This window comes from Anaerozeibacter quisquiliarum, assembly GCF_051162045.1.
Taxonomy (GTDB): domain Bacteria; phylum Bacillota; class Clostridia; order Christensenellales; family Aristaeellaceae; genus Anaerozeibacter; species Anaerozeibacter quisquiliarum.
Window position 1 is genome coordinate 25275 of record NZ_JBISDI010000005.1, and the last position, 18533, is coordinate 43807.

General features: G+C 63.9%; 18 protein-coding genes. 9 read left to right on the top strand and 9 right to left on the bottom strand.

Annotated features, from left to right (window positions below):
- Positions 1-101: 101 nt before the first annotated feature.
- Genes ACH6CV_RS03125 through ACH6CV_RS03135 form a run of 3 tightly spaced genes read left to right on the top strand, consistent with a single transcriptional unit; the run spans position 102 to position 3817 of the window.
- Positions 102-1010, top strand: coding sequence for a sugar ABC transporter substrate-binding protein (locus ACH6CV_RS03125; RefSeq protein WP_456356704.1), 909 nt, complete (start codon positions 102-104; stop codon positions 1008-1010).
- A gap of 11 nt (positions 1011-1021) precedes the next feature.
- Positions 1022-2533, top strand: a complete 1512-nt coding sequence (locus ACH6CV_RS03130) for a sugar ABC transporter ATP-binding protein (RefSeq protein WP_456356705.1) — start codon at positions 1022-1024, stop codon at positions 2531-2533.
- Positions 2534-2536: 3 nt separating this feature from the next.
- Positions 2537-3817, top strand: a complete 1281-nt coding sequence (locus tag ACH6CV_RS03135) for an ABC transporter permease (protein WP_456356706.1) — start codon at positions 2537-2539, stop codon at positions 3815-3817.
- 297 nt (positions 3818-4114) lie between these two features.
- Here ACH6CV_RS03135 and ACH6CV_RS03140 read toward each other — a convergent pair whose 3' ends face one another.
- From ACH6CV_RS03140 to ACH6CV_RS03155, 4 genes are all read right to left on the bottom strand, one after another.
- Positions 4115-4279 (bottom strand): hypothetical protein, encoded by a 165-nt coding sequence (locus ACH6CV_RS03140; protein WP_456356707.1) that lies wholly within the window; start codon positions 4277-4279, stop codon positions 4115-4117.
- Complete coding sequence (gene rfbB / locus ACH6CV_RS03145) at positions 4276-5265, bottom strand: dTDP-glucose 4,6-dehydratase (protein ID WP_456356708.1); 990 nt, start codon at positions 5263-5265, stop codon at positions 4276-4278. Before rfbB ends, ACH6CV_RS03140 begins: the two co-directional genes overlap by 4 nt.
- Complete coding sequence (locus tag ACH6CV_RS03150) at positions 5262-7040, bottom strand: helicase-related protein (protein ID WP_456356709.1); 1779 nt, start codon at positions 7038-7040, stop codon at positions 5262-5264. Before ACH6CV_RS03150 ends, rfbB begins: the two co-directional genes overlap by 4 nt.
- A gap of 562 nt (positions 7041-7602) precedes the next feature.
- On the bottom strand, positions 7603-7860 hold the full coding sequence (locus ACH6CV_RS03155) for a GlsB/YeaQ/YmgE family stress response membrane protein (RefSeq protein ID WP_456356710.1): 258 nt from the start codon (positions 7858-7860) through the stop codon (positions 7603-7605).
- 124 nt (positions 7861-7984) lie between these two features.
- Between ACH6CV_RS03155 and ACH6CV_RS03160 the strand changes: the two genes are divergently transcribed.
- The 4 genes from ACH6CV_RS03160 (at position 7985) to ACH6CV_RS03175 (ending at position 11117) form a co-directional block, all read left to right on the top strand.
- A complete protein-coding gene (locus ACH6CV_RS03160; RefSeq protein WP_456356794.1) occupies positions 7985-9010 on the top strand; it encodes an anion permease in 1026 nt (341 codons plus the stop codon).
- A 90-nt stretch (positions 9011-9100) separates the two neighbouring features.
- A complete protein-coding gene (locus ACH6CV_RS03165) occupies positions 9101-9712 on the top strand; it encodes a DUF47 domain-containing protein (protein WP_456356711.1) in 612 nt (203 codons plus the stop codon).
- A gap of 24 nt (positions 9713-9736) precedes the next feature.
- The gene (locus tag ACH6CV_RS03170) at positions 9737-10411 is read left to right on the top strand and encodes a YczE/YyaS/YitT family protein (RefSeq protein ID WP_456356712.1); all 675 of its coding nucleotides are present in this window, start codon (positions 9737-9739) and stop codon (positions 10409-10411) included.
- 70 nt (positions 10412-10481) lie between these two features.
- The gene (locus ACH6CV_RS03175) at positions 10482-11117 is read left to right on the top strand and encodes a hypothetical protein (RefSeq protein ID WP_456356713.1); all 636 of its coding nucleotides are present in this window, start codon (positions 10482-10484) and stop codon (positions 11115-11117) included.
- An 86-nt stretch (positions 11118-11203) separates the two neighbouring features.
- Here ACH6CV_RS03175 and ACH6CV_RS03180 read toward each other — a convergent pair whose 3' ends face one another.
- The 5 genes from ACH6CV_RS03180 to ACH6CV_RS03200 all read right to left on the bottom strand — a co-directional run bounded on the left by ACH6CV_RS03180 (position 11204) and on the right by ACH6CV_RS03200 (position 16568).
- Entirely contained in the window at positions 11204-12019 is an 816-nt protein-coding gene (locus tag ACH6CV_RS03180; RefSeq protein WP_456356714.1) for a carbohydrate ABC transporter permease, read from the bottom strand.
- Positions 12016-12936 (bottom strand): carbohydrate ABC transporter permease, encoded by a 921-nt coding sequence (locus ACH6CV_RS03185; protein WP_456356715.1) that lies wholly within the window; start codon positions 12934-12936, stop codon positions 12016-12018. The genes ACH6CV_RS03180 and ACH6CV_RS03185 overlap by 4 nt, the downstream gene beginning before the upstream one ends.
- A 134-nt stretch (positions 12937-13070) precedes the next feature.
- Positions 13071-14339 carry an ABC transporter substrate-binding protein gene (locus ACH6CV_RS03190; RefSeq protein ID WP_456356716.1) on the bottom strand — a complete coding sequence of 423 codons (1269 nt, stop codon included), beginning with the start codon at positions 14337-14339 and terminating at the stop codon, positions 13071-13073.
- Positions 14340-14458: 119 nt separating this feature from the next.
- Complete coding sequence (locus tag ACH6CV_RS03195; protein WP_456356717.1) at positions 14459-15466, bottom strand: LacI family DNA-binding transcriptional regulator; 1008 nt, start codon at positions 15464-15466, stop codon at positions 14459-14461.
- Between the two features lie 7 nt (positions 15467-15473).
- Positions 15474-16568, bottom strand: coding sequence for a glycoside hydrolase family 172 protein (locus ACH6CV_RS03200; RefSeq protein WP_456356718.1), 1095 nt, complete (start codon positions 16566-16568; stop codon positions 15474-15476).
- A 163-nt stretch (positions 16569-16731) separates the two neighbouring features.
- On the opposite strand from ACH6CV_RS03200, the gene ACH6CV_RS03205 reads away from it, so the two are divergent.
- Positions 16732-17646, top strand: coding sequence for a ribonuclease Z (locus ACH6CV_RS03205; RefSeq protein WP_456356719.1), 915 nt, complete (start codon positions 16732-16734; stop codon positions 17644-17646).
- A 21-nt stretch (positions 17647-17667) separates the two neighbouring features.
- Positions 17668-18510 (top strand): 4-(cytidine 5'-diphospho)-2-C-methyl-D-erythritol kinase, encoded by an 843-nt coding sequence (locus ACH6CV_RS03210; RefSeq protein ID WP_456356720.1) that lies wholly within the window; start codon positions 17668-17670, stop codon positions 18508-18510.
- Positions 18511-18533 lie beyond the last annotated feature (23 nt).

The window sequence follows — 18533 nt, forward strand, 5'->3', positions numbered from 1 at the left end:
ATACCGTCGTAAAAATGTACCAACTCAAGCGGTTGACAGGCGGGCGACCGGTCGATATACTGGAAAAAGGTGGAAACCAATCATTGAGGAGGTATTGCCCTATGAAGAAGCTGACCTGTCTCTTCCTCGTGTTTCTGATGATGCCGGCCGCGGCGTTGGCCGCCGAGATCGGGTTTTTGCCGCCGGCCATGACCAGCCCCTTCTATGCCAGTTGCATCGAGGGCGCGAAGCCGGTGGCCGAGGCCTTCGGCTACGAGCTGTTAATCATGGCGCCGCCCTCGGAGGACGACTACGCCACCCAGATGTCGATGATGGAGGACATGATTACACGCGGCGTCAAGGGCATCGCGGTGTGCGGCATCAACCTGGACGCGCTGATCCCCGGTATCAAGAAGGCCAACGAGGCCGGTATCCCGGTGGTCATGTTCAACACGATCACCGAGCTCTCCGGCGTCGAGGTGTACGCCTACTCGGGCTACAATCAGTACAATGGCGGCGGCAAGATCGCCGACTGGGTCAACGAAAAGACGGGCGGCAAGGCCGTGGTCGCGATCATCGAGGGCCTGCCGAGCGACTACACCACCCAGCGCATGGGCGGATTCATCGACCGCTGCAAGGAGGCCTATCCAGGCATCGAGGTCGTGGCGACGCAGCCGGGCGACTGGGTGCGCGAGAAGGGCATGAACGCCGCGATGGACATGCTGCAGGCGCATCCCGACATCAGCGTGATCTACGGGCTGTCGGACGAGATGGCGCTGGGCGCGGTGCAGGCCGTAAAGCAACTGGGGCGCGAGGACATCATCTGCGTGGGCCTCGACGGCAACCCCAACGCGTTTGAGTCGGTCAAGGCGGGCGAGCTGACTGCCACGCTCGACTGTGGCCCGGTCGCCATCGGCGCGAACGCGATCAAGGCGATTGTGGACGCGATCGACGGCATGGACCGCGAAGACAAGATCATCGAGGCCGAGACCGCGGTGGTGGACGCTTCGCTGGTGGACAATTACATGTAGGGAGCGATTCTATGGCCTTTCTCACGATGCGCGGCATCGTCAAGCGGTTTCCGGGCGTGCTGGCGCTGGGTGGGGTCGACCTGTCGGTCGAAGCCGGCGAGGTGCACGCGCTGCTGGGCGAGAACGGCGCGGGCAAGTCCACGCTGATGAAGGTGCTGTCGGGTGCGTACATGCGCGACGCGGGCGACATCTTCATCGAGGGCAAGAGCGTCTGTATCCGATCCGCACACGACGCGCAGGCGCTGGGCATATCGATCATCCATCAGGAGTTGAACCTGGTCGAGCAGCTCAGTGTGGCCGAAAACATCTTCATGGGCCGCCAACCGATGAGAAGGGCCTTTGCGCTCGACTGGCGCGCGATGAACCGGGATGCCCAGCAACTGCTCGATTCGCTGGGCATCCCGGTGCCTGCGAAGGCGCGGGTTTCCGGGCTCGGCGTGGCGCACAAGCAGATGGTCGAGGTGGCCAAGGCGCTGTCCACGCAGGCGCGGATTTTAATCATGGACGAGCCCACCGCGCCGCTCACCGCCCGCGAGATCGACGCGCTGTTTGACACGATCCGCAGCCTCAAGCGCCGCGGCGTGGCCGTGATCTACATCTCGCATCGGCTCGAAGAGGTAATGGACATCTGCGACCGCGCGACCATCATGCGCGACGGCGAGAACGTCGCCGTGCTGCGCGTCCAGGAAACCTCGCTCGACGAGATCATCCGCCACATGGTCGGGCGCGAGCTCAAAGAGAAATTCCCGAAGGAGGCGACACGGCCGGGCGAGGAACTGCTGCGCGTCGAAGGCCTGCGCGCCGGGCGGCAGGTCAGGGGGACATCGCTCTCGGTGCGCGCGGGCGAGGTGCTGGGCGTGGCCGGACTCGTGGGCGCGGGCCGGACCGAGACGGCGCGCGCGCTGTTCGGCATGGACGCGCGGCGCTCGGGCGAGGTGTACGTGGCGGGGCGGCGCGTCGATATCAAGGGCCCGCGGGGCGCGATCGACGCGGGGCTGGGCTTCGCGACCGAGGATCGAAAGCTCGAGGGGCTGGTGCTGACGATGAGCGTCGCGCACAACATCACGCTGGCCGCACTCAAGGGCTTCGCGCGGCGCGGCAAGCTCGATCTCAAGCGGGAACGGCGCGCGGCGGAGGACTACATCGGGCGGCTGAGGATCAAGACGCCGTCGCCCGCGCAGCTTACGCGCAATCTGTCGGGCGGCAACCAGCAAAAGGTGGTGCTGGCCAAATGGCTGATGTCCAAGTCGCGGGTGCTGATCCTCGACGAACCCACGCGCGGCATCGATGTGGGCGCGAAGATCGAAGTCTACCACATCATGAACGAATTGAAGCGCCAGGGCGTGGCGGTGGTGATGATCTCATCCGAGCTGCCGGAGATCCTCGGCATGTCCGATCGCGTGGCCGTGATGTGCCAGGGCGAGGTCACCGGCGTGTTCGACAACGACGGCACGCTGAGCCAAGAGAAAATTCTATATTACGCCACCGGCGGGGATAGGCACGGCGCGCGGGAGGGGGCATAAGGGATGAAGCGATCGACGGCCGTGCTGCTGTCCATCTGCCTGGTGTTGGGGATTGCGATGACGGTGCTCGCGCTCTACGCGACGGACGAGGGGCTCGCGGCGATCCATGAGAAGCTGGCGCTTCAAAAGCGGCAGGCGGCCGCGGCCAAGGCGGCGGAACTGCTGGGGACCGACATCGCGGTCGATCTCGGCGAGATGGTCGAGCTCACGCGCGCAGAGCAATTGGCGCTGCTGCTCGGGCAGGCCGCGAAACCGCTGCTGGTGCTGGGCATCGACCTGATGATCGCGGGTGTGATGGGCCTTGTGCGCGCGCGGATCAAGCGGCGCAGGCAATCGACGCGCGCGTCGACGCCCAATAACATCCTCGGGATTTTGCTGGCGTTCGGCGTGCTGTGCCTGAACCTGGCGCTCTCGACCGACAAGTTCCTGACGGCGCAAAACCTGCTCAACGTGATGCAGCAGATATCGATCAATTTCGTGATCGCGGTGGGCATGACGTTCGTGATTATATCGGGCGGCATCGACCTGTCGGTGGGCTCGAACATCGCGCTGACGGGGCTGTTGATGGCGATCCTGATGAAGAACTACTCAGTGGCGACGGCCCCGGCGATCGCGGTCAGCCTCGTGTTTTCTGCGGTAGTGGGGCTGATTAACGGCGTGATGGTCGCGCGATTGGATCTGCCGCCGTTCATCGCGACCCTGGGGATGATGTCGATCGCGCGCGGCGCGGCTTACACGGTCACGGGTGGGCAGCCGCTGTACACGATGCCGGAGGCGTTCACGGCGATCTCGGGCCGGGTTCGCGGCGTGCCGCTATACGCGGGGCTGATTATGGCCGCGGTGTTTACGCTCGGGTGGTACATGCTGCGCTATACGCGGCAGGGCCGGTTCACCTACGCGATCGGGGGCAACGAGAACTGCGCGCGGCTGTCGGGCATCGACATCGGGCGGGTCAAGATGCTGGTGTACACGCTGAGCGGGCTGTGCTGCGGGGTGGCGGCGCTGTTGCTGACCTCGCGGCTGGACTCGGCGCTGCCGACCAACGCGGATGGGCAGGAGATGGACGCGATCGCCGCGGTGGTGATCGGCGGCACGAGCATGAAGGGCGGCGAGGGTGGCATGATCGGCACGCTGATCGGGATATTGATCATCGGGATCATCTCGAACGGCTTGAATTTGCTGGGCGTGGCCCAGGGCCCGCAGAAGATGGTCAAGGGGTTAATCATCGTGGTGGCCGTGATTATAGACGTGCTGCGGAGGAAGGCGGCGGAGGCGGGGAAGTAGCGGGGATCAACGAGGGGTTTCCCCGCGTGAGCGGTTCAGTAAGTCCGGAGGGCGCCGACCCAATGAGCACGCGATGCCGAAGGGCATCGCGCGAGCGCCGGTCCCAAAGGGCCGGGACGACGGTTATGCATGCCGTAGAGCGTGCGGCTGTTTTTTACGCAAACGGACTGTGCCATGCCGCGAGGGCTGCCCATAGGGCGACACCGGTACCGACCGCCATCGGGACTGACGCCGCGCCGCTTTGCCGCCGGATCGAGGCGGTGGCTGATGCCGTTCGGCGGGTCGGCGGCCATTCTCTTACCAGGGCAGGCCGCCGTCGGGGCCGATCAGTCCGACACCCGCGTCGTTTGCGCCGCAACCGATGCCGGGCAGGGCGTCGGTCGCCGTCAAATCCTCGCAGCCGCTGCTCATGAGCACCTGGGTGCACTTGACGGATTCGGCCCGGTAGTCCCGGATTGTCAAGCGCGAATTTGGGGCCGCCCCGGTTCCTCCCACCAATCCCGGTGCTCGAGGTACCAGCGCACGGTATCGTTTAGCCCCTGCTCGAACGGGATTTGCGGCTGCCAGCCCATACGGCGCAGCTTTTCGCTATCTACGGCGTAGCGCAGGTCGTGGCCGGGGCGGTCGGCGACGAAGGTGATCGACCGTTCGCTCTGCCCGAGCGCGCGCAGGATGTCGCGCACCACTTGGATGTTCTCGCGCTCGCAGCCGCCGCCCACATTGTACACCTCGCCCGGTCGGCCCGCGCGCAGCACGCGGTCAATCGCGCGGCAATGGTCCGCGACGTGCAGCCAGTCGCGCACCTGTTCCCCGCGACCGTAGACCGGCAGCGGTTCGCCCGCCAGCGCCCCGGTAATCATCCGCGGGATCAGCTTTTCGGGGCACTGAAAGGGGCCGTAGTTGTTCGAGCTGCGGGTGATGACGACGTCGAGGCCGTAGGTGCGGTGGTACGCCAGCGTGAGCAGGTCGGCCGACGCCTTCGAGGCCGCGTAGGGCGACGAGGGGCGCGGCGGCGCGTCTTCCGCGAACTTCAAGTCCGGCCTGCCGAGCGGCAGGTCTCCATACACCTCGTCGGTGGACACCTGATGAAATCGCGCGGCGCCGAACGCGCGGCAGGCGTCCATCAGCACCTGCGCGCCCAGCACATTGGTTTGAAGAAAAGGCGTCGGATCGTCGATCGAGCGGTCGACGTGGCTCTCGGCCGCGAAGTTGACCACCGCGTCCGGGCGCTCCTGCTCAAACAGCGCGAAGACCGCGGCGGCGTCGCGGATGTCGCCGCGCACGAACCGGAAATTGGGCCGCGCGAAAGCCCCGTCCAGCGTGCCCGGCCGCGCGGCGTAGGTCAGCGCGTCCAGGCACACCAGCCAATCGTCCGGATGCGCGTTAAGCTGATGGTCGATGAAGTTCGCGCCGATGAACCCGGCCCCGCCGGTAATCAGGATCTTCACTTGAGCCCCTCCTTCTGCCGCCGGTTCAGCTGTCGGTCGATCGACGCGCTGACATACCGGCGGGCCTCGTTGACCCAGGCTTCGTCGAGCGGCAGGCTGAACGCGCGCGAGAAGCTGTAGTACAGGTTAACGGCCTGATAGTAGCCCTCGAGCGCGCTCAGATCGCGCTTTTCGAGCTCGGGCACAGGGATTCTGGACTCGTGCCGGACGAAAACGGTCTCGACGTAGGACAGCAGCTGCGCCATGCGGTTCTCGCTCTGCGCGTCGAACGGCAGCATCATCAACTGCCACTGGATCGGCTCCGGCAGATGGTAGGCCGCGACGCGGTCGAGCGTCACCAGCAGGTCGCGCACGTCCATCTTGCGGTAGTAGGGCAGATTTTCCTCGCGCGTGCTCCACAGAGCCAGCTTCTCGCGCAGCGGCAGGATCTCAATCGGCAGCATCGCCTCGCTCGGCCCGACGATCGCCTGCTCGATGGGCTCGTCTTCGGCTGCCAGGCAGGCTTCGAGCAATTCGTGCTCGCCCATCAGCGAGCCGACGTAGCCCACGTCGTAGATGCCCAGCCGCCCGGCGCGGCCGGCGATCTGCTTGACCTCCTGCGCGGTCAGCGGCCTTATGTGCTCGCCGTCGTACTTGCTGAGCTCGGCGAACAGAATGCGGCGGATGGGCAGGTTGACGCCCATGCCGATCGCGTCGGTCGCGACCAGCACCGGCCGCTCGCCCCGGATGAACGCGCCGCACTGCATGCGGCGCACCTCGGGCGGCAGGTCGCCGTAGATCACCGCGGTTTGGATGCCGCGCTCCTTTAACGCCTCGGACAGCGCGATCACGCGCTTCTTTGAAAAGGCGACCAGCGCGTCGCCCGGCCGCACCGCGTTCAGCGTCACCGGCCTGCGCATGATCTTGAGCGGCACCTTGCGCTCGTAGCGCGTGAACGTCCACGTATCGCCGCAGCCTTCGATCATGCGCGTGAGCTGTTCAAGCGCGTTCAGCGCGCCGCACACGTGGATCTCCGGGCACCTCAGTCCCAGAATCGCGCGCGTCCAGGCCGCGCCGCGCTGGGGATCGGCCATCAACTGCGCCTCGTCGATCACCGCCACCTTGTATTCGCGGCCCAGGTTCAGCTTTTCGGTCGTGCAGCTGGTCAATTGCGCCCCCTGCACCCAGATTTCCTCCTCGCCGGTCAGCAGGTTGCAGGGCGCGCCCGAAATGTTCATGAATTCGCAGTTTTCAAGCGCCAGGATGCGCAGCGGCGCGAGATACACGCCCTGTCCGGCGGCCATCAGCCGCCGTACGGCGTCGTAGGTCTTGCCCGTGTTGGTGTCGCCCAAGTGCAAGTGGAACGACCGGCGCATCGCGCGCGCCTCGGGGTATTCGTCCCGGGGGTTATCGGGCAGCAGCCGGCCGAACGCCTCGCTGAACAGGCGCGGGATGTGATGGGTCATCAAGACCGCCAGCACCCCGGCGTCCCGATAGGCCTTGAATCGGCCCTCCACCACTTCCTCAAACTGAAAGGATGTGCCCCGCCGATGGTTGTAGTCGTCGAGCATGCGCCGCGACAGATCCTCGAGCAGCGCGATGTAGCGGTTGTACACCGCGTCGAAGTCTCCGGGCGCGCGTCCGCGCAGGCGGTTGAGCGTCTTGATCTTCTCGCGGACCGCCGCCTCGTGCTGCCACAGATGCTTGGCCTTCGTGTGCGCCGACAGCGCCCGCAGGTTCCTGTATTGCCGCCGGATCACGTCAAACTCCCGATATTCTTTGCTCGGCTTCTTCATCGCAAAGCTCACATCCTTATCCCTAGTATACCACAATTCGGCGCACGGCTCGAAAAAAAGGGCGCGCGGCGTCGTTGGCCACCGTGGCCGTCATGACCCGCCCGAACCGCTGGAACGAGTTCACGATGGCGTCCGCCCGCCTGCGCGCCGCCGCACGCAAACGAGGCCATCGCGATTGCGAACGGCGAGGGGGGGCGGGTTCATGCCGTCGGCATGTAAACGCGTCCGCGCGTACAAGCGTAAGATGGCGAGCCGAGGCCGCCGATCAAATGAAAAGGGGAAGGGCTATGAGGCTTCGGATGCACACGGCTGCTTGGGAAGGGAAGATGCGCGCGTTTTCGCAGACGCAGGACGGCTTCGCGCTCGACGGGGGCCGAAAACGAGGTCACTCCCTCCCCAGAGGAGTGTCCACAGGCGGGTGGCGCCCTGTTGCTTTCCCCGATGAAGCTTGGATGGCGCGATCCACCGGTTGAATCCATCGCCCAAGCTTCGAGTCCTGCAATCGGGTCGCCACCCAGCCTCTGCGGAGGTACTCCTCAGAGTGGGGAATGGGGAGGATAAGTCAGCGCGCCGCCTTCGAAATCGCGCCCACAATAAACAGCAGCACACACGCGCCGAGGATGGCAATGAGCAGGCTGTAGAGGTTGAAGCCCGACACGGTGCCCAGGCCGAACAGCGACGCGATCCAGCCGCCGATGCCCGCACCCACCACGCCCACCAGGATGTTGGCCAGCGCGCCCATGCGCGCGTCCTTGCCCATGATTAGGCTGGCGATCCAGCCGGCCAGCGCACCGAGGATGATCCATGCGAACAAGCCCATAGAAGTCCCTCCTTTTTGTGCATAGTATACGCTTGCCGCGTGAAGAAAATGCGCGGACGAATCTTGCCAAATTTACAGCGTCCGGGGTATGATAAGTAGGTTGAGAATGTGCTTGATTGGAGCGATGTGCTTGAGCGTTTCCTTCGTCGTCACCGTCATCTTGGTGTTGGGCGTGGTGTTTGTCAACGGCTGGACCGACGCGCCCAACGCGATCGCGACCGCGGTGTCGACGCGCGTGCTGCGCCCGCGCCCGGCGATTGTGCTGTCGGCCGTGTTCAACTGCCTGGGCGCGCTATTCATGACCGCCGTCAACGCGCGGGTGGCGTTCACGATTTCCAACTTGGTAGACTTTGGCGAGGCCGCGGGCGGTCGGGCCAGCGTGGCGCTGGCCGCGGCGCTGGTCGCGATCGTGGTGTGGGCGGTGGGCGCGTGGTACTTCGGCATCCCCACCAGCGAGAGCCACGCGCTGATTGCGGGCGTCACCGGCTCGGCGATGGCGCTGGGCGGGTTCTCCTCGGTCAACGGCGGCGAGTGGATCAAGGTGGTTCAAGGGCTCGTGCTGTCCTCGGTGATCGGGTTCGCCTTTGGCTTCTTGATGACCAAGCTAATCATGATCGTCTGCCGTCATCTGGACCGTCGGCGCGCCAATCGCTTCTTCTCGCGCGGGCAGGTGGCTGGCGCGGCCGCGATGAGCTTTTTGCACGGCGCGCAGGACGGCCAGAAGTTCATGGGCGTGTTCATGCTGGCGCTGTTCCTGAACGGACACGCCATGCGCGCCCCCGACGGCGGGTTTGCGATGCCGCTGTGGGTGATCCTGCTGTGCTCGCTGGTGATGGGGCTGGGCACTTCGATCGGCGGCTACCGCATCATCAAGGCGGTGGGCATGGACATGGTCAAGCTCGAAAAGTACCAGGGCTTTGCCGCCGACCTGTCGGCCGCCATCTGCCTGCTGTTTGCCTCGCTGACCGGCATTCCGGTCAGCACCACCCACACCAAGACCACCGCGATCATGGGCGTGGGCATCGCCAACCGCCGCCGTTCGGTGGACTTCTCGGTGGTGCGCGATATGTTCGTCGCCTGGGTCTTGACCTTTCCCGGTTGCGGCCTGATCGGCTACCTGACCAGCCTGCTGTTCATCAAGGTTTTTTAGGGAAGCGCTGAGCGCGGGAAAGCACCCGCCGGCCGGCGCCGGAATAGATCAGCGGCTCCCTGGAGCCTGACATGAAAGGAACGATGTGCCATGAAGAAGGAACTGGACTATTTTGAGCGCTTTGCCGAGATGTCGGACGCCGGCGTGCGCGCCGCGAAGCTGCTGGTCGATCTGATCGCCGACTACCGCGACGTGTCGGCCAAGGCCGACGCGATCCACGCGATCGAGCACGAGGCGGACGAGCTGTTTCACGAGATGGCGGTGGCGCTCAACCGCGCGTTCATCACGCCGATCGACCGCGAGGACATCCTGATGGTGGCCGAGAAGATCGACAGCATCATCGACGGCATCGAGGATGTGGCCAACCTGTTCGACATGCTGTCGGTGACCGAAGTCAGGCCCGAAGCGCGCTCGCTCGCCGAGGTGGTGCTCAAGTGCTGCGAGCGGCTGCACGAGCAGGTGCAGGCGTTTCGGGGCTTCAAGAACGCCAAGACGCTCAACGAGTTGGGCATTGAGGTCAATTGCCTCGAGGAGGAGGGCGACCGGCTGCACCGCGGCATCATCAAGGATCTCTACCGCTCGGGCGAGGACGTACTGCTGATCCTCAAGTGGCGCGACATCTACGACACGATGGAGACCGTGCTCGACATGTGCGAGGACGTGGCCGACCTGATGTCGGGGCTGGCGATCAAGAACGGATAATCAAAGTGGAGGAGGCGAACGGACATGGGCGAGCCGGGCTTTGCGCGCAACACGTCGGAGCGCACGAAAACCGAGTGGGCGCAGGGGTTGCTTACCTTGGTAACCGGTCTCACCATCGCGCACCTGGGCGTCACGCTGTTCCTGGTCTCGGGGCTGGGCTCCGACCCGTTCACCATCTTCATCGAGGGTCTGGCGCGCAGCGTGGGGCTGAGCATCGGCACGGTGCACGTGATCGTGCTGATCTCGTTGATGGCGCTGATGCTGCTGACCACCAAGGGCTACGTCAAGCCGGGCACCGCCGTGTGCGCGTTCCTCGGCGGGTGGATCATCGACTTCTTTTTATGGGTGCTGGGCGGGCGGATCGGCCCGGCCTCGCCGATGCCTGTGCGCCTTGCCGTGATGGTGCTGGGCGTGATCGTGCTGAGCCTCGGCATGTCGGTCGTCATCAAGAGCAACTCGGGCACGGGGCCGAACGACCTGATCGCCATGATCTTGACGGATAAAATCAGCGCGCGCCGGCCGGTCGGCTTTCGCTGGGTGCGCATCGGCTGCGACGTGTTCTTCGCGCTGGTCGGGCTCGCGCTGGGCGGCACGATCGGCATCGGCACCGCGGCCGCGATTGTGCTGACCGGCCCGGCGGTGCAGTTTTTCCTGCCGCACAGTGAAAAGGCCATTCATCTGTTTTTTCCCTCGATTTAACAAATTGGCTTTATCTTTTGACAAGACCAGTCGATATATGGGTTAGGATGGATAAGGGGGAGAAATCAACATGATTAACGAAGTCAAGCTCGGTCAGGCGGCGCAGGTACAGGCGCAGCAAGCCGAGAAGGCCCCGAGGCAGATAAGCAGGGCCGAGGTGGTGGCCACCCAAGCGCAGAAAAACGCTCAGGAGGCCAAGCGGGTTCAGATTGACGGCGACAAGGTTGAGTTTGGCGCGAAGAGCTTTGCGCCGCCGCCCACCTACGGTCGCAAGTTGACGCCCGAGCAGGTGCAAGCGCTCAAGTCGCGCTCGGAGCGGGCGTACAGCCACCTGAGCGGCCTGGTCGATCAGATGCTCGGCGAGCAGGTCAAGCGCACCGGCAGGAAGCGCCGGCCGGCCGATTTGACCAGCGAGGTGCTCGGTGCGGCCCGGACCGAGCAGACCGACTTCTTCAACGACAAGGAGTGGGGGGTCGAGGCGGTCAGCGACCGGATCGTGGACTTTGCCAAGAACCTCGCCGACGGCGACATGTCGAAGTTTGAGAAGCTCAAGGGCGCGATCGAGAAGGGCTTCGGCATGGCAAGGAAGTCGCTGGGCGGCAAGTTGCCCGACATCAGCCAGGCCACCTACGCGGCGACCATGAAGAAGCTGGACGCCTGGAAAAACGGCACGGGGGCGAAGACCGGCACGGAGAAGACGGAATGACCGTTAAGGTTGCACCCCAAACCGCACAGACATAACGAGGCCGCGGCGCGCAAACGCGCCGCGGCCTCGTCCGTACCATGGAAATGTCAGGACTTGAGCCCGCTCATCTTGACGCCCTCGACCAGATACCTTTGCAGCACGAAGAACAGTGCGATCGTGGGCAGTACGGCAATCACGCCGGCCGCCATGATGGCGTTCCAAGGCGAGTCGTTGCGCCCGATGAAGTCGGCGATGGCCACCTGCAGCACCCATTTACTCTGGTCCTGATTGACGACCAGCGGCCAGATGTAGCTGTTCCAGTTGGCGATGAAGAACGCCACGGCCAGCGTGATGGAGATGGACTTCGACAGCGGCAGGAAGATGCGCAGGTAGGTGGCAAACGGCGAGCAGCCGTCGATCTCGGCGGCCTCCTCGAGCTCCTTTGGGATCGTCAGGAAAAATTGCCGGAACAAAAAGATGCCGTAAGCATGCGGGATGGCGGGCACGATCATGCCCGCGTAGGAGTTGAGCATGCCCATCCGCTTGACCAGGATGAACAGCGGGATCATGATGACCGAGAACGGAATCATCAGCGTGCTTAAAATCCACAGAAACACCGCGCGCCTGCCGGGGAATTCGAGCCGCGCCAGCGCGTAACCCGCCATCGAGTGAAACAGAAGCGCCACGACGGTCACGCTGACGGACACCAGCAGCGAGTTGAAAAAATAGATGTGGAAGTTGTGCTTGGCCACCAGGTCATAGCCGTCCGTCGAAAACCTGAGCGGAATCAGCCGCCCGTCGAACACGTCGGCCACCGGCTTGAAGGAGTTGACGACCATGATGTATACCGGCACCAGCAGGCAAAACGCGAGCGCTAAGGCAAACACGATCTTGACCGTCAGCAGCACCTTGTTGGTCTTCATTGCTCGCCCTCGCCTTTCTGCAGAAATTTCAGTTGGAATGCGCTGACGGCAAAGATCAGCGTGAACAGCACCACCGCCATCGCCGCGGCATAGCCCAGCTGCGAGTACTGGAACGCGTTTGTGTAGATATGGAAAACCGTCACATTGGTCGCGTTGGCGGGGCCGCCGTTGGTCATGATCTTAATCAGATCAAACACCTGAAACGAGGCAATCGTAGTGACCAACAGCACGAAGGTGTTCACTTCGCGCAGCAGCGGAAAGGTGATGCTGCGAAAGAGCACGAACGCATTCGCGCCGTCCAGGCGCGCTGATTCGTAGTAACTCCTGGGCACATCCTTGAGCGCGGCCAGGAAGATGATCGAGTAGTAGCCCACCAGGCTCCATACCGAGATGAAGGCGATGCAGAACAGCGCTTGCTTGGGGTTGCCGAGAAAGCTCTGCGGCGGCAGCCCCAGGGCCCGGAGCACGTCGTTGATGATGCCGCGCTGCGGGTCGAACATGAACAGCCACATCAGCGACGCCACCACGGTTGAAATCGCGAAGGGCACAAAGTAGACCGTGCGGAAAAAGCCCTCGGCGCGCTTGGGCAGCGAATCGACAAAGAGCGCCAGCAGCAACGAGGCGCAGAAGATCATCGGCACGAACATCAGGGTGTAGAGAAGCGTCTTGACGAGCGAATCCCAGAACACCTTGTCGCGTAGCAGGTTCAGGTAGTTTTGAAAAGCGACAAAGGTCATCTTCGGGTTCAGGGCGTTCCAGCTGTGAAAGCTGGTGTACACCGAGAGCACGACCGGCAAGAACAGGAACACCAACAGGCCGATCACGTCCGGCGCGAGCATCAGGTACGCAAACAGCGCGCGCTGGGCTTTCTGGCTGCGCAATTTGCGCGTCTTTGGGGCTACCGGGTGTATGTCCAAACGCGTCAACCTCCCTTTGCGGGCGTCGGGCGGGGCTGCCGCAAGCGCCGTTCGATGCGGGGCATCAAAGGCGCGTCTTGCGGCAGCCCGGCGGCCGGATTCGCCGCGATCACGACGGGGAATCCGGGATCGGATTACATGGAGCCTTGGAAGCTCTGCAGGAACAGGTCGATCTGCTCGTTGGCGGTCTTCGCCTCGGCGGCGGGGTCGGCGTCCGCAAACATCACGTTTTGCAGCGCGTTGCCGATCGCGTCGACGACCTCGGCCGGATAGCGCGGCTCGCCGATGGCGGTCTCGTAGATCTCATCGGTAAACACCTGGCGCAGGCCCTTCGAGTAGATGTCCTTGCCCGCTTCGACAACCGACTTGCGCGGGGAATAGGCGAACTTGACGTCGGTGCACCACTTGAGCGGGTTGTCCACGCCCCCCGCGAAGCACCACATCGCGAACTTGGCGGCTTCGTCGGCATGCGCGCTGTTGGCGTTGACCATGACCTTCCAACCGCCGGCGCAGGTGGCGGGCTTGCCGCCCGGCGCGACCGGCAGCGGCACGACGCCGATATTCTGGTCGGCGTACTTCTTTTCGAGGTCGGCGATGGCCCAGGTGCCGCTGACCTGCATCGCGGCCTGACCGGTACCCAAGAGGCTGATGTCAAAAGTGCCGGGGATCGAGATCTTGGAGGGTGCGCCCGCCTTGATTAGATCGCCCCACAGCTTCAGCGCGTCGACGGCGGCCTGGTTGTCAAAGCTGGCCTGTTTCTTTTCGACGTCCACGGCGTTCGCGCCGCCCTGCCAGAGGAAGGGGTACCAGGTAAAGTTCTGGTAGTATCCCTTGTTGGGCTCGATCAAAAGGCCGGCGATCTTGTCCTTGGTCAGCGCCGAGGTGGCGGCGATCAGTTCATCCCAGGTGGCGGGCGGCGCAATGCCCGCGGCGGACAGCATGTCCTTGTTGTAGTACAGCCCCAACAGCTCCACTTCAAACGGGATCGCGCAGATCTTGCCGTCCACGGTGACGGCTTCGATCGAGCTGGGCAGGAAGTCGTCCAGCAGCTCGGGCGTGAAGTAGGGCGTCAGATCCATCGCCAGAGAGCTGTTCGCATACTTCAGGAAGTCGCCCGGGCTCATGAAGAACACGTCCGGGCCCGCGCCCGCCGCGAAGGCGGTGGTCAGCTTGGAACTCATGTACTCGTCTTGCGGGATGACCACGAACTCGATCTCGACGCCCGGGTGCTCCTTCATGTACTGCTCGGGCAGCGAGGCCATGAAGTCCTTCTCGGCACTCGAATGGAACGTCCAAAAGGTCAGCTTCACGGGGGCTTCGGCGAGAGCGACAGGGGATGCGGCGGTCGTCATCAGGATGGAGAGCACCAACGCGATGAGCAGGGCACGAAAAGCTTTCTTCATACCTATACCTCCTACGGTCGATTATTTCGACAGCGCCCGTCCATCGCGGACGCTGCAAGACCCTAAAGATGCAATCGATTGCAGTTTGCCGGCAAGCGCCTCGGGGAATGCGTCCGGCGTTACGATTGGGCGCGGGCCGTGGATTCCCGGACGATCAATTCGGGCGCGAGGCGAATTTGCCTGCGCGGGACGCTTGCGTCGGCGATGCGCTCCATCAGGATCGTCGCGGCCAGCCGGCCGATCTCGCCCTCCTGCATGGCGACGGTGGTCAACCGGGGCGTGACCCGGTTGGAAAGTTCGGTATCGTCCATGCCGGTAATCGCGATGTCGCCGGGAATTGCGATGTTTTCTTCGGTACAGGCGGTCATCGCGCCCAGCGCGACCAGGTCGTTGGAGGTGACCACGGCGGTCACGTCGCGGTGCCGCTCAAGCAGCGCCTTCATCGAGGCATGTCCCTCGCGCTCGGAATAGTTGGCCTCATAGACCAGGGAATTATCCAGCGGGAAACTCGCCTCGCGCAGTGCGTCGCTGTAGCCGAGGTAGCGCTCAAGCCCGGTCTGCTCCCGTATGCTGCCGCCAAAGTAGGCGATTTTGCGGTGCCCGAGCTCGATCAGGTGCCGCGTGGCCAGTTTGATGCCCAGGTGCGTGTCCACGTATACGTAGTCGAAGCCGTCCTGTCCGTCCGGCGAGTCGTAGCGGTTGGTCAGCACGACCGGATAGTTCGACTGATTGATAGCGCCGATGTTCTCCTTTGAAAAGTGAAAGGAGACCATGATCATGCCGTCGACCACCTTCTGGTTGAGCAGTTGGAGGGCCTTGAGTTCTTCTTCCAGGCTGTGCTTGGTGTAGTACAGCATGAACAGATAGCCGCTCTGCTCGAACACGCCGTTGGCGCCCTCGATCATCTTGAAATAGAAGGGGTTGCAGATGTCGGGCACCGCGAGCATCACGCGGTTGGTCTTCTTGGTTTTGAGGATCTTCGCGGAATCGTTGATCGCGAAGTTCATCTGCTTTGCCACCCGGAACACCAGCTCCTGGTTCTGCTTCGAGCCTTGCCCGGAGAACACGCGGGAGACGGTGGAGGCCGATACGCCGGCCGCCCGGGCGATGTCGTAAATCGTGCTCATACGCGGGTCAGGGGTTTTGGTGGCCGAAGACCACCTTCATAGCCTCGGGCGCTTGCGGCCGGATGTCGGGCAGCGGCAGGCGCTGATCCGCCTTGGGCATGGGCCGGTAGCACCGGTTTTCACCCTGCTGATACCAGTAGGCGGTGGAAGAGATGTCGTCGGAGCGGTGATTGTTGTGCCCGTGCTCGATGGTGACCCGGATGCTCCGGTTGAACATGACGGGGTCCATGATGTGGTAGCGGTACAGGGTGATCTTGCCGCTCCAGTTGGGGCCGCCGCCGAGGATGATGCCGTGGTAGGGCGTCGTGACCTCCTGCTGCGGGCACCAGGCGGTGTTGAAGTAGTCCTCGGTGCCGGTGCCGTGCAGGCGGGGCGGCCAAGCCTCCCCGTCGATGAAGATCATGTCGTCGCCTTCGCCGTACCAGTTCCACTCCGGGGTGTGGCGCAGGTTGTGGATGTTCATGTTGCAGCCCACGTAGTGCCCCCGGCCGCTGGCCTCCAGAATGACATAGTTGCCCTCGCCCGTGGTGTTCTTGCCGCCGAACTCGAATTCCTCATTGGTCATGCCTTCGTCCGCGACCCCGTCCGTGGGGCATTCGCGATGCCAGGCGGCGTGAAAAAACAGCTCGTCCTCCGGCAGGGCGTCATGCTGCTCGTAATCGATGTAAAAATAGAATTTGAGTTCGGCGTCCGACTCGTTTTCGACTTCGATGCGCGCGCCTTCCCGAAAGGGCATCGGGAAGAAGCAGTTGAACGACTTGCCGTCCTCGGGGCTCATCATCAGGAAGGCCGAGCTGTAGTTCTTGGTCAGACCGTGCCCCATACCGAAAAAGTCGCCGATCGGCGCTTCGACGCTGGGCGTTGCCTGTCCGTTCCAGAACATGCGAATCGCCACCTTGCGCGGCAGGTAGGGCTCCTCGGCATTGCCGTCCGCGACGGCCATCGTCGTCCAGATGTGGGTGATGTAACCCGCGCCGGCGATGGTTGCGATGTTCATTGTGCTGTGGGGAAGCAAGGTGAAATAGTCCTTGTTGCCGCCCGAACGGTCGTAGCTGGAAACGCGCCTGCGCGCGCCATTTCTCAGTTTGCTGATGCTTCTCACGAGGCGCACCTCCATACTGCAATCGATTGCAGTTTGATTATAGAGCATCGGACGAAAAAAAGCAATACCCATATCGCCAGATCGCAAAATTATGATTAAATGGCTCATTTCGGATGCATCGTATTGTATGATGTGTGTAAAACCAGCTTGAGGAGGATGCGCGATGCTGGAAATCTGCGTGCTGGGCACGGGGGCGATGATGCCGCTGCCAGAGCGGCGGTTGGCGGCGCTGGCGGTGCGGCTTGATGGGCGGCTCATGCTGATCGACTGCGGCGAGGGCACGCAGCTGGCCGTGCGTGCGTCGGGCTGGAGCTTTAAACGCATCGACGCGATTTGCCTCACGCACTTCCACGCCGACCACGTCGCGGGGTTGCCGGGGCTGCTGCTCACGATGGGCGCGTCGGGCCGGACCGATCCGGTGCGCGTCATCGGGCCGCGCGGCTTAAACCAGGTGGTCGCCGGCCTCCGGGTGATCGCGCCGGAGTTGCCGTTTGCGCTGGAGCTTGAAGAGATGGACGCCCCGGTGTTTGAGGCTGCGTTCGGCACCGCGCGTCTGACCGGTTTCGCGCTCGAGCACGTCATCCCCTGCTACGGCTACGCGCTCGAGCTGGGCCGGCCGGGGCGGTTCGACCCGGCGCGCGCCCGGGCGCTGGGCGTCCCGGTTACGAGCTGGAAGCAGTTGCAGGCCGGTCACAGCGTCGAGGTCGCGGGGCGGGCGTATGCGCCCGACATGGTGCTCGGCCCCGCGCGCCGGGGGCTTAAGCTTGCCTATTGCACCGACACCCGACCGACGCCGTCGATCATCGAATACGCGCGGGACGCCGACCTGCTGATCTGCGAAGGCACCTATGCCGACCCGGACAAGGCGGACAAGGCCGCGCAGTACGGGCACATGACCTTCGCGGACGCCGCCAATCTCGCGGCGCGTGCGCGGGCGAAGGGGCTGCTGCTGACCCACTTCAGCCCCGCGATTGCCGATCCGCACTCCGACCTGCCCGCCGCGCGCGCCATATTCGAGCGCACGGAAGCGGCGCGGGACGGGCGGCATCTGGTCTTGCGCTTTGAAGATGTGGTATAATCGCCCGGAGGTGCGGATGATATGATGACGACCGAGCGGGCGCATGCCAAGATCAACTGGGCGCTGGACGTATTGGAGAAGCGGGCGGACGGGTTTCACGAGCTGGACATGCTGATTACCAGCATCGCGCTGCACGATGAGCTCGTATTCGAAGAAGCGGACGGGTTGACGCTGACCGTCAACGGGCGTCCGCTGCCGGTGGGCAGGCGCAACCTGGTGATCCGGGCGGCGGAGGCGCTGACCCGCCGCGCCGGGCGGAAATTGGGCGCGCGCATCCGGCTGACCAAGCGCATCCCGGTGCGCGCGGGATTAGGCGGCGGCAGCGCCGACTGCGCGGCGACGCTGCGGGCGCTCAACCGGCTATGGCGGTTGGGGCTCACGGCGCACGAGCTGATGGAGATCGGGGCAACACTTGGCAGCGACGTACCGGTCTGCCTGGGGCTGGGTCTTGCGCGTGTGCGCGGGGCGGGGGAGCAGCTGATGCGCCTGGAGACCAGGCTAAGGGTGCCGCTTTTGATCCTGCATCCCGGCATGGGGCTATCGACGCCGCAGGTGTTCCGGCAGTGGGACGAAGAGGGGCGCTCGCCGCTGGGGCTGGACCTTCCCGGCGCGCAGGCCGCGCTGGTGCGCGGCGATCTCGAGGCGTTTGAACGATTGACCGGCAACGCGCTCGAGGCCAGCGCCATTTCGTTGATGCCCGAGGTGCAAGCCGCGAAGGAGCAGCTGCTCGCCGCCGGCGCGCGCTTTGCGCAGATGTCGGGCAGCGGCTCGGCCGTGTACGGCGTCTTTGACGACCGGCAAAGCGCCAGGGCCGCGAAGGCGCAACTGGGCCGGCGGGCGATTCTGACTGAAACATATCCATAAATCCCGCGTATATTTTGGCGCAA

Excerpts from the sequence above, each read along its gene's own strand:
- ACH6CV_RS03125 (WP_456356704.1), top strand. The coding sequence starts at position 102 with ATGAAGAAGCTGACCTGTCTCTTCCTCGTGTTTCTGATGATGCCGGCC.
- ACH6CV_RS03130 (WP_456356705.1), top strand. The coding sequence starts at position 1,022 with ATGGCCTTTCTCACGATGCGCGGCATCGTCAAGCGGTTTCCGGGCGTG.
- ACH6CV_RS03135 (WP_456356706.1), top strand. The coding sequence starts at position 2,537 with ATGAAGCGATCGACGGCCGTGCTGCTGTCCATCTGCCTGGTGTTGGGG.
- ACH6CV_RS03150 (WP_456356709.1), bottom strand. The coding sequence starts at position 7,040 with ATGAAGAAGCCGAGCAAAGAATATCGGGAGTTTGACGTGATCCGGCGG.
- ACH6CV_RS03155 (WP_456356710.1), bottom strand. The coding sequence starts at position 7,860 with ATGGGCTTGTTCGCATGGATCATCCTCGGTGCGCTGGCCGGCTGGATC.
- ACH6CV_RS03160 (WP_456356794.1), top strand. The coding sequence starts at position 7,985 with ATGTGCTTGAGCGTTTCCTTCGTCGTCACCGTCATCTTGGTGTTGGGC.
- ACH6CV_RS03165 (WP_456356711.1), top strand. The coding sequence starts at position 9,101 with ATGAAGAAGGAACTGGACTATTTTGAGCGCTTTGCCGAGATGTCGGAC.
- ACH6CV_RS03170 (WP_456356712.1), top strand. The coding sequence starts at position 9,737 with ATGGGCGAGCCGGGCTTTGCGCGCAACACGTCGGAGCGCACGAAAACC.
- ACH6CV_RS03175 (WP_456356713.1), top strand. The coding sequence starts at position 10,482 with ATGATTAACGAAGTCAAGCTCGGTCAGGCGGCGCAGGTACAGGCGCAG.
- ACH6CV_RS03180 (WP_456356714.1), bottom strand. The coding sequence starts at position 12,019 with ATGAAGACCAACAAGGTGCTGCTGACGGTCAAGATCGTGTTTGCCTTA.
- ACH6CV_RS03190 (WP_456356716.1), bottom strand. The coding sequence starts at position 14,339 with ATGAAGAAAGCTTTTCGTGCCCTGCTCATCGCGTTGGTGCTCTCCATC.
- ACH6CV_RS03195 (WP_456356717.1), bottom strand. The coding sequence starts at position 15,466 with ATGAGCACGATTTACGACATCGCCCGGGCGGCCGGCGTATCGGCCTCC.
- ACH6CV_RS03205 (WP_456356719.1), top strand. The coding sequence starts at position 16,732 with ATGCTGGAAATCTGCGTGCTGGGCACGGGGGCGATGATGCCGCTGCCA.
- ACH6CV_RS03210 (WP_456356720.1), top strand. The coding sequence starts at position 17,668 with ATGATGACGACCGAGCGGGCGCATGCCAAGATCAACTGGGCGCTGGAC.